Genomic DNA, 16,899 nt, shown 5'->3' with positions numbered 1-16,899 from the left:
CCTTACCGGGCGGCGGTCAACGGCCGGGTCTTGACCTCGGGTACCTCGCCGAAGTGCTCGAGTACCCAGGAATCCGAGTAGATGGTGTCGAGGTAGCGGTTGCCGTCGTCGGGGAAGACGAGCACACAGCGGGAACCGGCGGGGATGCGGTGGCGCAGCTTGCCGAGCGCGGACACGGTCGCGCCCGACGACCCGCCTGCCAGGATCGCTTCACGCGCCACCAGCAGCCGGCAGGCACGCACGCATTCCAGGTCCGTCACGTGGACGATTTCGCTGATCGCACCGGCGGAATCGACCGAGCCGACCAGCGGCGGCCGCCACCCGGCACCGTGCCCGGGGATCAGCCGTTCCTCGGTCGGGGTGTGGAAGATCGCGCTGCCCGCCGCGTCGACCGCGACCAGTTTCGTGGCCAGGCCGTGGTCGCGGATGTGGTCGGCGCAGCCGCGCAGCGTGCCGCCGGTACCGACCGAGCAGAACAGGTAGTCGATCCGTCCGTCCAGCGCGGTGACGATCTCGGCCATCGTCTGCTCATGCGCGGCCGCGTTGAGCGGGTTCTCGTACTGGTTGGGCCAGAACGCGTCCGGCAGCCGCGCCACCAGTTCCCGCACCCGCGCGATCCGCGCGCCGAGCAGGTCACCGCCCGGTGCGGAGACGACTTCCACCGCCGCACCGTAGGCCCGCAACAGGGAGACGGACTGCGCGGTCGTACGGGTGTCGACCACGCAGATCAGTTCGAGTTCGAAGTAGGCGCACAGCTGGGCGAGGCCGACACCGAGGTTGCCGGAGGTCGACTCCACCACCACCGACCGGCCCGGTACCAGCTCACCGGCCTGGATCTTGCCGCGCAGCATGTGCAGCGCGGTGCGGTCCTTGACACTGCCGCCCGGATTGAACTTCTCCATCTTCGCGAACACCTGGACGCCCGCGATCGGCACGACCCGCTCCAGCGCGACCAGCGGGGTGCCGCCGATCGTCGCGAGCACTCCGCTCAAGTCACCCGTGCTCAACGGACACCCGCTCTTCCCTGGCCACCGGAACCGTGGCCGCGAGATTGCCGCCGGACACGACCGCCACGGTCGCGCCACGCCACCGTCCGGTCAGGTGGGCGGCGGTCGCCACCGCGCCGCTCGGCTCCGCGAGCACCCCGAACCGGTCGGACAGGAACTCCTGCGCGGCGACGATGGCGTCCTCGTCGACGGTGACGATGTCGTCCACGAGCACCCTGATGTGCCGCCAGGCGAGCTCGCCGAGCACCGGCGCGCGCAGCCCGTCCGCGATCGTGCGGTAGGTCCGCTCCACCGGCCACCGCACCAGCCTGCCCAGCCGCAGCGACTCGGCCGCGTCCCCGGCCAGCGCCGGCTCGACCCCGACGACACGGGTGCCGGGGGAGACCGCCTTCACCGCGGCGGCGACCCCGGCGAGCAGGCCGCCGTTGCACACCGGCACCAGGACGGTGCGCACCTCCGGCAGATCCGCCACGATCTCGGTGCCGACCGTGCCGTGCCCGGCGATCACGTCGAAGTCGGCGGAACCGACGACGGTGGCGCCGGTCCGCGCCGCCAGTTCGGCCGTGGTCCGCTCGCGCAGCGCGGGTGGCACGACTACGACGTGCGCGCCGAGCGCGCGCACCGCGTCCACCTTCAACGCGGGCGCGGTGGCGGGAAGGACGACCGTGGCGCGCAGGCCGTGCAGTGCCGCCGCGTAGGCCACCGCACGCCCGTGGTTGCCGGACGACTGGGCGAGGACGTGGCCCGCGGTGAGCCCGGCGACCGCGTTGAGCGCGCCTCGTGCCTTGAACGAACCGGTCCGCTGCCGGTGCTCCGGTTTGAGCCACAGGTCGCCGACCGGGCCGAGCAGGGGAGTGCGGTGCACGGCGTACCGGATCCGCTCGGCGGCGGAACGCAGGTCGGCCGGGGTGACGAGAGAGGACATCGGCGTCACCGCGCCAGGTTCCGGTCGGCGAGCGCCTGCACCCGGTCGAGGTCGGCGTCGATCTCCGCCGGTGGCGCCGCGTCCGGCAGCAGGTCCTCGATGTCGCGTAGCGGCCGGTACCGCAGCCCGAGCACACCCCACACCACCAGCACGGCACCGGACACCACCATCAGCGTGGCGAAGCCGCCGAGCCGATCGGCGAGCGGTCCCGCGGTCAGGAATCCGAGCGGTTGCATGGCGGTCGCCAGCATGACGTTGATCGCCAGCACCCGGCCCTGCAGCTGCTGGCCGACCTTCGTCTGGATGATCGACAGCCAATGCGCGTTGCCGATGCTCATGCACGCCAGCCGCACGAACAGGCCTGCCGCGACCACGAACACCGACGGCCACGCCCCCATCAGTGCCACCCCGAGCCCGGAGCCGATGACGAAGGCGATCATGCCGGTGGAACGGCGCGCGGTGCCGCCCCAGGTGATCACGACGAGTGCGCCGACCGCGGCGCCGATCCCGCCGACGGCACTGACCACCCCCAGTTCGCCCGTCGAGCCGATCGACAGGACCAGCGGGGTGAGTCCCACCCACATCACGGCGGTGAAGTAGTTGACCACCGCGAAGTAGCCGATCATCACCAGCAGCGGCTTGCGGCGCAGCACGAACTTCCACCCGCCGGTGACCGCCCTCGTGAACGGTTCGACCTGGGTGAAGAACATCCGGTTCGGGAACCGCACCAGCACGAGGGTGGTCACCCCGATGGCGAACGTGGCGACGTCGACCACGACGACCGCGGTCAGCCCGGACAGTCCCATGAGGACACCGCCGAGGACCGGCCCGAGTACGGTGCCGAGCCCGGCGCCCATGTCGGCGAGCGCGTTGGCCTGCGGCAGGTACGGTTTCGGCACCAGCTGGGCGATCGCCGCCAGGTAGGCGGGCCGGTGGAACGCCGACGCCACCGACATGACCCCGACGATCACGCAGACCGCCACGAGATCAAGCCGTCCCAAGGCGACCAGGACGGCGAGCGCGGCCATCGCCGCGCCGCTCGTCAGATCGCAGCACAGCATGATCCGCCTGCGGTCCACCCGGTCGGCGAGCGCGCCGCCGACCGGCGTCAGGAGCATGCTCGGCACACGGGCGAGCAACACGACCAGCGCGAGGTCGATGACGCGTCCGCTGAGCTGGTAGGCCCACACGCCGAGGGCGAACGCGCTCAGTTCGTTGCCGATCATCGACACGGCTTGGCCACCCGCGACGGTGTAGAACGCGCGTAGCCCGCGCCGGGTCTCGGTCGCGGCGACCGGGACGTCGTCGACTTCCGGCGGCAGGTCACCGGCGGCCCAGCGGGGTAACCGCTCCCGTAGCAGTGCGGCGACGTCGGCGGCCTGATGGCGCAGGAAGTAGTGCCCGGCCTTGGGCAGCACGGCCAGCTCGACACGGTCGGCGAACACGCCCCACTCGCGGTACCGCTCCTGGTACAGCTCGGTCGCCGGGTCGCTCGATCCGACCACGCACAGGACCGGTGCCGTGAGCCGGGGCTTCTGCCCGGCGTCCGGGTCGAGCGCGCGGCCGAACCACGCTTGCGCCTGTCCGGCGTCGTGCCGCAGCGCACCCAGCATCGCCGCGCTCGCGGCCTCGTCCATGTCGTCCAGCAGCCCGCCGGTGGCCCGCAGCGTGTCCTGGTAGAGCCGGTCCGCCACCCAGCGTTCGCGCGGGAACCGGCGTTGCAGCCAGGCGGAAAGCTTGCCCGGCAGACGTGCGGAGGGAAAGCTGCCCGCCACGACCACTCCGGCGACGGTGCGGCCGTCGGCCTCGAGCCGCGCGGCGAGCGCGGTGGCCACCGCGGAGCCGACGCAATGCCCGTACAGCGCGACCGGGCCGGTGACGGTCCGGCCGATCTCGTCGGCCAGGAGGTCGACGACCTCGTCGAGAGTGCGGAACGCCTCGTCGGGCCGGGCCACGTCGTGGCCGGGCAGTTCGACGGCGAGCAGGTCGATGCCCGGTGTGGCGGTGGCGAGTTCCGTGGCCAGCGGCTGGAACACCGCGGCCGAGCCGCCGCCGTAGGGCACACAGACGAGCGTCACGTCCGGTGTGCCCGCGCGGGCGGGGGAGAGGCGGTGCAGCAGGCGGCCGTCGCCGGTCTCCTGCCCGGCGTCGAGGTGGGCGGCCAGTTCTCGGACGGTCGGGTGCAGGAACAGGTCGATGACCCGAAGCCGCTCGTCGATCAGCCGGACCGCGCGGACCGCCGTGAACGAATGGCCGCCGAGGGCGAAGAAGTCGTCGTCCGCACGGACGTCGGGTACAGCGAGCACCTGCGCCCAAACCTGGGCGATGCGGTGCTCGGTCGGCGTTTCCAGCGCGCCCGAACCGGTCACCGGCACGGCGACGGGCTCGACGGTGACCGGGCGGGACCCGGCACGGGTCGGACCGACCGCGGCGACCGGTTGGTCCACATCGGACAGCAAGCCGGTCAGGAGCGACTGGAAGTCGGCGACGATCCCCTCGGCGGTGCCGGCGTCGAAGAGGTCGGCCCGGTAGGCGAGGCCACCGAGGTAGGTGTCGCCGTCGTTGACCAGCACCATGCTGAGGTCGAACTTCACCTGCTCGTTCGCGTCGCGGACGGCCGTCACTTCGACACCCGGGATGGCGGGCGGCGTCGCCGGCTGGTCGAGGACGTTCAGCAGTACCTGGAAGATCGGCGTCGCGGCCACGGACCGCTCCGGCCGCAGCCGCTCGATGATCCTTTCGAGGGGCGTCTCGGCGTGCGCGAACGCGCCGAGCACGGTCTCGCGGGACCGGCCGAGCAACTCCCGCACGGTCGGGTCGCCGCCGAGGTCCGTGCGCAACACGAGCGTGTTCACGAAACAGCCCACCGTCGACTCTGCGTCCGGGTGATGCCGCCCGGACTCCGGCACGCCGACCGCGACGTCGCCGGTCCCGGCGCGGCGGCCGAGCAGTTCCTGCCAGCAGGCCAGCAGCACCATGAACGGCGTCACGCCCGCCTCGGCCGCGACCTGCCGGACGCGTGCGGTGAGCGCGGCGGGGAGGGCGAACCGGACGTGTCCGCCCGACCAGTCGGCCACCGCCGGGCGGGGCCGGTCGGTCGGCAACGCGAGCAGCGGCGGCAGCCCGGACAGGCGGTCGCACCACCAGTCCAGGTCTTCGTCGCGCCCGCGGGCGGCCAGCCAGGCGGCGTAGTCCGCGTACTGGACGGGCGGGGCCGCGTCCGATGCCGATCCCGCGAGCCGGGCGGCGTACGCGTCGGCGAGGTCCTTGCCGATGACGCCGCGCGACCAGTTGTCGGTCGCGATGTGGTGCACGGTGAGCGCGAGCACGTGCTCATCGGCGGCGATCCGGAACAGCGAGGCCCGCAGCGGCGGCTCCCGGTCGAGCGCGAACGGCCGCGCGAGCTCCGCCCGGCATGCCGCGTCCACCCGGTCGGCCGCGATGTCCAGAAGGGACACCGGCACGCGGTCGGCGGGCACCGGCACGGCGACCGGGGTGCCGTCCCGCTCCTCGATGACGCTGCGCAGGACGGTGTGCCGTGCGGCGACGTCCCGCACCGCGAGCGCCATCGCCGCCGCGTCCAGCGGTCCACGCAGCCGCAGCACGAGATCGGCGTGATAGGCCGACCCCGGGCCGAGTAGTTCGAGGAACCACAGCCGTGCCTGCGCGGACGACAAGGGCGCGGGCGCTTCGGGGTCCGGCCGCACGGGGATGGGCGCGCCGCCGAACACGCCGCCCGGGTCGGCGGCCAGCACGGCGGCGAGGTCGGCCAATACCGGGTGCTCGAACACCGTGCGCACGGCGACGTCGCGGCGCAGCGCCTCGCCCAGCCGCCCCGCCACGCGCACCGCGGCGAAGGAATGACCGCCCACGGCGAAGAAGTCGTCGTCGGCGGCGATGCCGTCGATCCCGAGCACGTCGCCCCAGATCCGCGCCACGAGCCGCTCGGCCGGGGTCGCCACCGGCCGCCGCGTGACGGGCTCCCGCTCAGCCGCGTCGGGTAGCGCCGCCCGGTCGATCTTGCCGTTCGCGTTGAGCGGCAAGCGATCCAGAACGGTCAGCGAGGCAGGCACCATGTAGTCCGGCAGACGCTCCCGCAGCGTTCGGCGCACAGTCGCCACATCGAGCCCCGGACCGACCAGCCAAGCGGCCAGGCGCCGGTCGAGGCCGGCGCCGACGGGAAGCACCACGGCCTCGGCCACCCCGTCGACGTCGCGGAGAGCGGCGGTGACCTCACCCAGTTCCACCCGGTGGCCGCGCACCTTCACCTGGTCGTCGGCGCGGCCGAGGAACTGCACGGTGCCGCCGGCCCGCACCCGCAGCAGGTCGCCGCTGCGGAAGCACCGCACGCCCGTGCCCAGCGGATCGGGTACGAACCTGGCCGCGGTCTGCGTGTCGTCGCCCAAGTAGCCGCGGGTGATCTGCGGCCCGCCGATCACCAGTTCGCCGGTCATGCCGTCGGGCACGACCATGCCGCGCGCGTCGACGAGATGACCGACGACCCCGGGCAGCGGCGTGCCGAGTGGCACGTACCCGGTGCGCTCGTGCGGCGGGACGGCCGCCACGTCGCACGTCATCGAGATCATCGTGCTCTCGGTGTGCCCGTAATGGCTCTGCACCCGCAGACCGGGACGGGCCGCCTCGACCCGCTCGACGAGCGACCACGGGCACGCCTCGCCGGCGAGGATCAGCAGCCGTCTTGGCAGCACGGAGGCCAGATCGCCGTGCCGGGCAAGGAGTTCCAGGTGGCTGGGCACGCATTTGACTACGTCGACCGGATGCTCGGCCAGATACCCGGCGAAGGCCTCCGGATCCATCGCGGTGTCCCGGTCGACCAGGTGGACGGTGCCACCGGTGGTCAGCGCGCCGTACACACAGGTGAGGCCGAAGTCGGCCGCCGGAGTGGAGACGACCGCGAACGACGCGCCCGCCACGTCGCCGAGCCGGGGCAGCATGCCCGACAGGTAGTGCGCGACGTTGCGGTGCTCGACCGCGACCCCCTTCGGCGCACCGGTCGAACCGGACGTGAAGATCACGTGGATCAGGTCGTGCCCCGCGACCGGGACATCCGGCCGGGTGCCGGGCTGGTCGGCGACCGCGTCGTCGACGGTCAGGACCGTGACCCCGGGAACGGTGATGTCGAGGCCGGGTTCGGCGAGCAGGATCCGCGCGCCCGCGGTGGCGAGGATGGCGGCCACCCGCGCCCGCGGATAGGTGGTGTCCATCGGCAGGTACGCGCCGCCGGATTTCATGATGCCCAGCACCGCGCACGCCACGTCCGTGCCCTGTTCGAGCAGTAGCCCGACCGGCTCGTCGGCACGCACGCCGAGCGCCCGCAGCCGGTGCGCGATCCGGTTGGCGCGTTCGTCGAGCCGCCGGTAGGTGAGCGTGCCGGTCGCGCCGACCACGGCGACCCGGTCCGGGCAGCGGTCGGCGGTGTCCTCGATCAGCGTGTGCACCGGGCGGAGTCCGGTCCGCTCCGGCTCCGGGCCCGCCAGCGCCGGGGTGGTGACGACTTCGAGGGGCACCTCGGCCACGGGCCGGTCGAGGTCCGCGGTGATCCCGTCGACGAGCGTGACGAACCAGCGGGCGATCCGTTCCGCGGTGCCCCGGTCGAACAGGTCGGTGCGGTAGGCCAGCCCGCCCGAATAGCCGTCGCCGGACCGGGACAGCGCGAGGTTCAGGTCGAACTTGACGCTGCGCACCGGCGGTTCGGTGACCCTGGTGGCCAGACCGGGCAGCTCGGGTGCCCGCGACGGTTCGTCGAGCACGTTGAGCATGACCTGGAAGACCGGTGACGCGTCGAGCCCGCGTCGTGGCGCGACCCGCTCCACGATCCGCTCGAACGCCACGTCCGTATGCGCGAACGCGTCGAGCACCGTGGCCCTGGCGGCGGCGAGCAGTTCCCGGCCGGTGCTCGCCCCGGCCAGGTCGGTGCGCAGCACCAGCGTGCCGACGAAGCAGCCGACGATCCGTTCGGTGTCCGGGTGGTGCCGTCCGGACTCCGGCACACCCACCGGCACGTCGGTCGTCCCGGCCAGCCTGGCGAGCAGTGTCTGCCAGCACGCCAGGAACACCATGAACGGGGTGGCGCCGGTGGTGCGGCCGATCTCCCGCAATCGCGCGGTGAGCGCGGCGGGCACCTCGACGCCGACCTCGGCGCCCTCGTCGCCGGCCACGGCCGGACGGGGCCGGTCGGTCGGCAGCTCCAGCACCGGAGGGAGCCCCGCGAGCCGCTCGGACCACCAGTCCAGGCCGTCCTCGGCGGTGTCCGGCCTGGAACCGTTCCACGCCACCAGGTCCGCGTACTGAAGAGCCGGTGGCGGCGGCATGTCGCGGACGCCGAGGCGGGCCGCGTAGCAGGCGGCGAGGTCGTCGAGCACGACGGCGACCGACGGGGCGTCCATCGCGATGTGGTGGAACGTCAACACCAGCACACGCCGGTCGGCGGTGACCCGGAACAGCACGGCCCGCATCGGTGGCCTGTCCTCGAGCGCGAACGGACGGGTGGCCTCGGCGGCCACCGCGGCGTCCAGCTCCGCCGCCGTGACGTCCACAGTGGACACCGGGACGGCGGGCCCGGCGCACCGCATGGGCTCGCCGTCGATCTCCCGGTACACGCCGCGGAGCACGTCGTGGCGGTCGGCGACATCCCAGACCGCGGCGAGCAGCGCGGTCTCGTCGGCCGGTCCGGTCAGTTCGAGCACGAGCGGCAGGTTGTAGGCGTGGCCGCCGGGTTCGAAGCGGGCCAGGAACCACAGCCTGGCCTGCGCGGGCGACAGCGGCACCGGCGATCCGTCGCGGGGGAGCCGGGGGATGGCGGGCGTCGCGGCGGGGGCGCCGCCACGCAGTGCGGCGGCGGCGCGGTCGGCGAGCAGCTCACGCATGCGTCGCTGTGCGGGAGAGATCACTGAGTCGGTCATGCCGTGCTCCCCGTCGGGACACCGATGGCGTTGTCCTCCGCCAATGCGGTCATCGCGATCCGTTCAAGTTCCGCCGCGAACTCCCGCAGCACCGGCCGGTCGAACAGGCACCGCACCGGGACGGGGAAGCCGAGCGCCTCGCCGAGGCGGCCGACGACCTTGGTCGCGGCGAGCGAATGTCCGCCAAGGCCGAAGAAGTCGTCCAGCGCGCCGACCCGCTCCCGGCCGAGCACCTCGGCCCAGATCACCGCGACGAGCTCCTCGACCGCCGATGACGGCGGGCTGTCCGGTCGCACCGGTGCCGAGGGCGCGGGTAGCGCGGCGCGGTCCACCTTGCCGGTCGCGGTGACCGGGAACGCGTCGAGCGGCACCCACCGGTGCGGCACCGCGTAGTCGGGTAGTCGTCCGCGTAGTACGGCCGACACCGCGCCGATGTCCACAGTGGACGGAGTGAGGTAGCCGACGAGGTGTGGTTCGCCGTTCCCGGAAAGCACCACGACCACCGCGTCGGTCACCCCGGCGACCGTGCGCAGCACGTGCTCCACCTCGCCGAGTTCCACCCGGTTGCCGCGGATCTTCACCTGGTGGTCGGCGCGGCCGTGGAACTCCAGCGCGCCGTCGGCACGCCAGCGGACCAGATCGCCGGTGCGGTAGGAGCGGACCCCGTGCAACGGGTCGGTGCCGAAGGCGGCCGCGGTCGGCTCCGGGCGGTCCCGGTAGCCCGATGTCACGCCGGCGCCGCCGATGCGCAACTCGCCGACCGCGCCGGGAAGCGCGGTCTGGCCGAACGGGTCGGCCACCGTGAGCAGCGTGCCGCCGAGCGGTCCGCCGATCGGTATCGGCCGGTCGGCCGCCAGGTCGGCGGTGGTCACGAGATGGGTGGTCGCGGTGATGGTGGTCTCCGTGGGGCCGTAGCAGTTGCGCACGCTCGCGACCCGGGCGGTGAGCTGCCGCGCCAGTGCGACGTCGAGGGCTTCACCGCCGGAGAGCACGTGCAGTCCCGGCAGATCGGGAAGTCCGGCGGCGACGAGCATCCGCAAGGTGGTCGGTGTCGGGTTGAACCGGGTCGCGCCGGTCGCGACGAGCCGCCGTACCAGCGCGTGCCCGTCGACGGCACAGTCCCGGTCGGCGATCGCGCAGTGCGCGCCCGCGGCCAGCGTCGTCCAGATCTCGCCGGTGGCCGTGTCGAACACGAGCGGTGCCACCGCCAGCCAGGTGTCGTCAGGCCGCACATCGGTGACCTCGCGGAAGGCATGGACCAGCGCGGCGAGGTTCCCGTGTGTGACCGCGACGCCCTTCGGCCTGCCGGTCGAACCGGACGTGTAGAGGACGTAGGCGAGGTCGTCCTGGTCCGGCTCCCGCAGCGGGCGAGTGTCCGTGACAGGGACGTCGAGGTCCACGACGGTCAGGTGCGGCAGCGCGGCGCGGGCCACTTCCAGCGCGTGGCCGCGGGCGGCGACGACCCGGATCCCGGCGTCGGCGGCGAGCGCCGCGATCCGGTCCGCGGGATGGCCGGGATCCAGCGGCAGGTACGCGCCACCCGCCCGCCACACCGCGAGCAGCCCGGCGGGCAGGTATTCGTCGCGGGGCAGGCATACGCCGACCACATCACCGCTGGTGACACCCGCGGCGAGCAGGCCGCGGGCACCCTGTGCCGACCAGGTGGCCAGGTCCGCATAGGACAGTCGCCCAGTAGGCGATGACGTCGCCACCGCGCCGGGTGGCTGCGCGAGCACGTCGGCGACCACGGTTCGCGTGACAGGCAAAGGTTTTCCGGTGCCCCAGGCGAGCAGCGCGGCACGGTCCGCGTCGTCCAGGATGTCCAGTGTGGACAGTGCGGCCTCCGGATCGGCGGTGAGCCGGTCCAGCAGGGTGCCGTACCAACGGGCCCACTGTTCGATCGTGGCCCGGTCGAACAGGCCGGTGCGGAACACCAGCCTGCCGGTGTAGCCGTCGCCGGTGCCGGCGAGGTCCAGGTTCAGGTCGTAAAGCGCGGTGGCGATCGGTTGTGGCAGCACCGTCACGGCCAGGTCGCCGAGCGCAGCGGTCGGCTGTTCGTCGAGGACGTTCATCATCACCTGGCACACCGGGGTGCTCGCCGGGTCCCGCTCCGGTGCGAGCCGCCGCACGACCTCGTCGAACGGCACGTCGGCGTGCGCGAACGCGTCGAGTACCGCGTCGCGTGTCCTGGCCACGAGGTCGAGGCCCGACCGGACGCCGGCCCCGAGGTCGGCACGGACGGCCACGGTGTTGACGAAGAAGCCGACCATCCCGGCCAGTTCGGCGGAGTGGCGACCACTGTACGGCACGGCGACCGCGAGGTCCCGTATCCCGGCCAGCCGCGCGAGCAGCAGTTGCCAGGCCGCGAGCAGGATCGTGAACGGCGTGGTCCCGGCGTCGTTCGCCATGGCGCGGACCCGGCCGGTGACGACCGAGGACAGCCGGATCGGGACCTCGTCCGCTGTCCAGTCGGCGATGGCGGGGCGGGGCCGGTCGGCAGGCGGCCGCAACGGGGGCAGGTCCGCGAGCCGCCGCTCCCACCAGTCGAGCCCCTCGGACCGGTCCTGCTCGCGTTCCCCCGTGGCGTGGTCGGCGTACTGGAGTGCCGGTGGTGTCGGCCAGTCGTCGGGTTCGGTGCGATAGAACTGGTCCACTTCGGACAGCAGGAGCCGTTGCGAGACCGCGTCGGTGGCGATGTGGTGGCAGGTGAGGGTCAGCACGTGGTGGTCCGGTGCGAGCCGGAACAGGACCACGCGCAGCGGTGGCGCGGCGTCCAGCGCGAACGGCCGCCGGATCTCGGCCGCCACCGCGGCCTCCGTCTCCGGCTCCCCGATGTCCACAGTGGACATCGAAACGGCGTTGAGCGGTCCGAGGACCGCGACCGGCTCCCCATCGATCTCGGTGAACCGGCTGCGCAGCACGTGGTGCCGCGCCGCGAGCGCACGGATCGCGCGGTACAGGCGCGACTCGTCCAGTGCGCCCCGGATCCGCAGCACGGTGGGGGAGTTGTAGGCGGCGCTGCCCGGGTCGAGCTTCGCCGCGAACCACAGCATGCGCTGCGCCGACGACAGCGGTACGGGTGCGGCCGGGTCCGCGCGGGTGACGAGCGGCTGGTCGTCGCAGGCGGCTTCCCCGTCGATCCGCGCGGTGAAGTCGGCGAGCACCGGGTGGTCGAACACCATGCGGACGGTGACCCGGCGTCTCAGCCGGGTGCGCAGGAGGCCGACCACCCGGGTCGCGGCCAGCGATCGGCCGCCGAGCGCGAAGAAGTCGCTGTCCGGGCCGATCGCCTCGTCGAATTCGAGGCATTCCCGCCACGCCTGCGCGACCACCGCCTCGGCGGCCGACAGCGGCGCGGCCGCGGCCGGTGGGGCGACGGGCACCGGCGGTAGCGCTCGCCGGTCGAGCTTTCCGTTGGGCAGCAAGGGGAGTGCGTCCAGGGTGCGCCACGAACTCGGCACCATGTAGGCGGGCAGCAGCCGCCGCGTCCGTCGCTCGACGGCCGCCGCGTCGACGGTCGCGGGGGTGAGGTAGCCGATCACGTGCGCGTCCACGCCGTCCGCGGCCACCGCCACCGCCGCATCGTCTACATCGGACAGTGCGCGCAGCACCGACTCGATCTCGCCGAGTTCGAACCGATTGCCCCGCACCTTCACCTGGTCGTCGGCGCGGCCGAGGAACTCCAGTGTCGCGTCCGGCCGCCACCGGACCAGGTCGCCGGTGCGGTAGCAGCGCTCGCCTGGCCGCACCGGGTCGGCGACGAACGCGGACGCGGTCAGTTCGGGCCGTGCCCGGTAGCCGGTCGCGACGCCGGTGCCGCCGATCCACAGCTCACCGATCGCGCCGGGCGGTGCGAGCCTGCCCGCCTCGTCCACCACGTACAGCCGGGCGCCCGGCGTCGGCGAACCGATCGGGACACGTTCCCGGTCGTGGCCGGTGATCCGGTGCGCGGTCGCCGCGACCGTGGTCTCCGTCGGGCCGTAGCCGTTCCACAGCTCGCCGACCAGCGGCAGGGCCCGCGCGGCGAGGGCCGGGTCGAGCACTTCGCCGCCGAGCATCAATCGCAGCCGGGGGTCACCCGGCCAGCCCGCGGCGAGCAGCATCCGCAGGCTCGTGGGGGTCAGGTCGACGATCGTGACGCCGCCCTCGGCGATCCGCCGCGCGAGCAGGTGGCCGTCGACGGCGCTGTCGCGGTCGGCGACGACGCAGTGCGCGCCGGTGGCGAGCGGCCACCACAGCTCCTCGGCGGACACGTCGAAGGCGAGCGGCGCGAGCGCGAGCATCGCGTCGTCCCGCGTCATACCGGGGCGGAGCCCCCGGGACCGGATGAACGCGTGCAGGTTCGCGTGGCTGATCTCGACACCCTTGGGCCGCCCGGTCGACCCCGACGTGTACAGCACGTAGGCGAGTGCGTCGCCGTCCGGCAGCACCGGCTCGAAGGGCACTTCGTCGGTCCGGTCGGCATCGACCACGCGCAGGCCCGGGACGGCGTCGGCGGTCTCCGATGCGACCGGCTGGGCGCCGCCACGCGTGAGCACGACCCGCAGGCCGGCCTCGCTCGCGAGCCGGGCCAGTCGCGCGACGGGTTGCTCGGTGTCGAGCGGCAGATACCCCGCACCTGCCCGCCACACGGCGAGGAGCGCGGCGGGCAGGAACTCGTCGCGCGGCAGGCACACCCCGACCGTGTCCCCGGCCGCCACCCCGGACGCGGCGAGGACGCGCGCGATCCGGTCGGCGTGGCCTACCAGTTCCGCGTACGTCAGCTGCCCGCCCTCAGCCGACACCGCGACCGCGTCCGGTGTCCTCGAAGCGTTGCGCCACACCGCTTCCGGCACGCCGGCCGCGTCGTCGGCGGGCAGTGCGGGGCCGGTGCCCCACGTCGTCAGCTCGGCGAGTTCCCCGTCCGCCGTCAGTGCCAGCGCGGACAGGGCGATGTCCGGTGTGGACACCGCGGCGTGCAGAAGGTGCAGCAGGGAACGGGTGAACCAGCGGGCGCGGGCGGGGGCGAGCCACGACGGGTCGTGCTCGACGATCAGCTCGGCGCCACCGGCGTGGGCGTTCACGAACACCGTCAGCGGGGTGTGGCTGCCGCCGGTCGGCAGCTCGCCGAGCAGGTCCAGCCGCGTGCCGGGTCCGTGCGCCGACAGCGGGATACCGTCGGGTTGCACCGCGATCGACACCGGCGTGAGTGGTACCCCGGCGGGCCGGTCGCCGCCCCACAGTTCGGCGAGTTCACCGCTGGGCGGGCCCCGATGGTCGATGGCGTGCGCCGCCGTGGTCATGGCCGCGCGCAGCAGGTCGCGGAACGACGTGTCCGCCTCGAGCCGTAACCGGACCGGCAGGACGTCGACCAGCGGTCCGACGGTGTGTTCGAGCACGGGCAGGTCCCGGTGCGCGGTCGCCATTCCCAGCAGAACGTCCTTGCCCCGCACCAGTTCGCCGACCAGCACCCCCATCGCCGACAGGTACACCGCGAACGGCGTCACCCCGGTCGATTCGGCGAGCGCGCGCACCGCCGACCCCAGCGACTCGGGCAGTGGCGTGCTGATCCGCTCGCCTTCGAAACGCCGCCGGCCGTGCACGACGCGGTCGAAGAGGGCGTCCGGCGGGATCGCTCCCGCCAGGGCATCCGACCAGTACGCGGCCAGCCGGTCTCGTTCACCGGGCACCTCGGCGAGCGCGCGTTCCCGCAAAGCCACCGCACCGACCTGCGCGAAGGGGGCCGCGGGCGCGCGGGCCAGTTCCGCCATGAGCACGCCGATGGACGCGCCGTCGGTGGCGATGTGGTCGGACACGACGACCAGGTCGGCCACGTCGTCGGCGAGGCGGAGCAGCGTGATCCGCAGAAGAGGCGTGTCCTCGGTGAGGTCGAACGCGTGCCGGGCGGCGGCCGCGGCCAGTTCCCCGGCACGGCGGTCCGCGTCGGCGAGCCCACGCAGGTCGCGCACGTCCACCGGGACCCGCACCGGCGCGCCCACCACCATGACCGGTTCGCCGTCGTGGTCACCGATCGTGCCGCGCAGCACCTCGTGCCGCGCCACGATCCCGTCCGCGGCGGCCCGCAGCGCGGGCACCGACACCCGGCCGCGCAGCCGCAGCCGCCACGCGACCGTCGTCGCGGTGCCGGTCGAGCCGAGCTGGGCGAGCGTCCACAGATCCCGTTGCGTGCCGGTCAGAGGGTAGTTCTCCCGGCCCGGATGTGCCTCCAGCGCCACCGAGGGCGCCGCGGCCGGGGCGTCGGCGAGCCGCCGGGCGACCGCCGCCACCGTGCCGTCGGAGAGGAATTCCGCCAGCGTCACCACCCGGCCGGTGCTCTCCCGTAGCCGCGCGACCGCACGCGCCGCGGCGAGGGAGTGCCCGCCCGACTCGGAGAACCGGTCGTGCACACCGATTCCCGGCAGTCCGAACGCGGCCGCGACCACCTCGGCGACCAGCCGCTCGGCCTCGGTGCGCGGGGCGGCGTACTCGGTGTCGCCGCGGTCGAACACCCACGCCGCCAGCGCGGTCCGGTCCGCTTTCCCGGTCGTGCCGAGCGGAATCGCGTCGAGCACGGCGATCCGTGACGGCACCAGGTGCGTGGGCAGCCGCGACCGCAGCCAGCGCAGCAGCTCCGGCTCGGACAGCCCGTCACCGGCCGGTTCGACGAACCCGACGAGCCTGCGCTCCCCGTGTTCGTCGGCAGGTGCGAGCACCACGGCGTTGCCGACGGCCGGATGGGTGAGGAGCGCGGCTTGGACCTGTCCCGGCTCGATCCGGAAGCCGCGCACCTTCACCTGGTCGTCGGCGCGGCCGACGAAGTGGTGCACGCCGTCGCGGCACCGGACCAGGTCGCCGGTGCGGTAGTGCCGGACGCCGCGGGAGTCGACCACGAACTTCTCGGCGGTCAGTTCCGGCTGCCCCAGGTATCCGCGGGTCACGAGCGCTCCGCTGACCCACAGCTCACCGACCTCGTCGTCGCCGAGCGCGCGACCCTCGGCGTCGCGCACCGAGAACGCGGCGCCGGGCAGCGGTGTGCCGATCGGCGGGTCGTCCGGCTCGTCCCGGCCGACCTCGTGGCACGAGCAGTTCACCGTCGCCTCGGTCGGGCCGTAGCAGTTCACGATCCGACGCACGCCCTTGTTGGCGTAGAGGCGGTCGACGAGCGATCGGTGCAGTGCCTCACCCGCGATCGCGACGGTCCGCACCGAACGCGGCAGCGGGGTGCGCGCCAGCACCGCCAGCACGGACGGCACGCCCTGGACGAACGTCACCTCGTCCCGCGCGGCCAGCCCGGGCAGCGCGAGCAGGTTCTCGGCGAGCACCAGGCTCCCGCCGGTCACCAGTGGCGGGAAGAGCTCGGCGACGGACGCGTCGAAGCAGACCGACGCGGCGCCGAGTACGCCACGCAATTCGTCGTCGCTGTAGGTCGCGGCCGCCCATGCCAGCAACGCGAGCACGTTGCGATGCTCGACCTGGACACCTTTCGGCCTGCCGGTGGAACCGGACGTGTAGATCACGTACGCGAGGTCCGCGCCGGAACCCGGGACACCGGGGAAGGTCGTGGGCGATGCGGCGACGTCTCCGATGGCCAGCACCGGCACGTCGGCGCCCGCGAGCGCGGCCGGACCCGGTTCGTCCGCCACCACCAGCGACAGCCCGGAGTCCGCGACGACCGACGTGCCGTGCGCCGGGGGAGCGGACGGGTCCAGCGGAACGTACGCACACCCCGCCTTCAGCACTCCCAGCAGCGCGGGCACCAGCCACCGGCCGCGGCGCAGGCACACACCGACCAGGTCGCCGCGTGCCACCCCGCGGCGGAGCAGGGCGTGCGCGACCGTGTTCGCGGCCTCGTCCAGCCGGGCGTAGCTCAGCCGCTCGTCACCCGCGACGAGAGCACAGCGGTGGGGTGTCCTTCGCGCCTGCTCCTCGAACGCCTCGTGTACCCGGCCGAACGCACCCAGATCTACCCGCAACCCGCTGAACCCCCTCATGACCCGGCCGGACTTCGCAGGCCTCGGCAGATTCAACTTCCGGTTCGGCGCCCGGTCCAGGAACTCCGACCGGA

At 73.6% G+C, this 16,899-nt stretch carries 4 protein-coding genes; all 4 read right to left on the bottom strand.

Translation table 11 applies throughout. The features are described from left to right. Positions 1-2: 2 nt before the first annotated feature. From sbnA to ACLJO0_RS11905, 4 genes are read right to left on the bottom strand one after another with little or no spacing between them, the layout of a single operon-like run. Entirely contained in the window at positions 3-1,007 is a 1,005-nt protein-coding gene (gene sbnA / locus ACLJO0_RS11920; protein ID WP_410578319.1) for a 2,3-diaminopropionate biosynthesis protein SbnA, read from the bottom strand. Next, a complete protein-coding gene (locus tag ACLJO0_RS11915) occupies positions 994-1,932 on the bottom strand; it encodes a threonine/serine dehydratase (RefSeq protein WP_410578318.1) in 939 nt (312 codons plus the stop codon). The genes sbnA and ACLJO0_RS11915 overlap by 14 nt, the downstream gene beginning before the upstream one ends. 5 nt (positions 1,933-1,937) lie before the next feature. Next, positions 1,938-8,855 carry an amino acid adenylation domain-containing protein gene (locus tag ACLJO0_RS11910; protein WP_410578316.1) on the bottom strand — a complete coding sequence of 2,306 codons (6,918 nt, stop codon included), beginning with the start codon at positions 8,853-8,855 and terminating at the stop codon, positions 1,938-1,940. After that, the gene (locus tag ACLJO0_RS11905; protein WP_410578314.1) at positions 8,852-16,807 is read right to left on the bottom strand and encodes an amino acid adenylation domain-containing protein; all 7,956 of its coding nucleotides are present in this window, start codon (positions 16,805-16,807) and stop codon (positions 8,852-8,854) included. Before ACLJO0_RS11905 ends, ACLJO0_RS11910 begins: the two co-directional genes overlap by 4 nt. Positions 16,808-16,899 lie beyond the last annotated feature (92 nt).

The sequence above is a fragment of the Amycolatopsis sp. lyj-108 genome (assembly GCF_046549005.1).
In the GTDB taxonomy this organism is placed as follows: Bacteria; Actinomycetota; Actinomycetes; order Mycobacteriales; family Pseudonocardiaceae; genus Amycolatopsis.
This window is presented reverse-complemented; position numbering and strand designations above follow the sequence as displayed.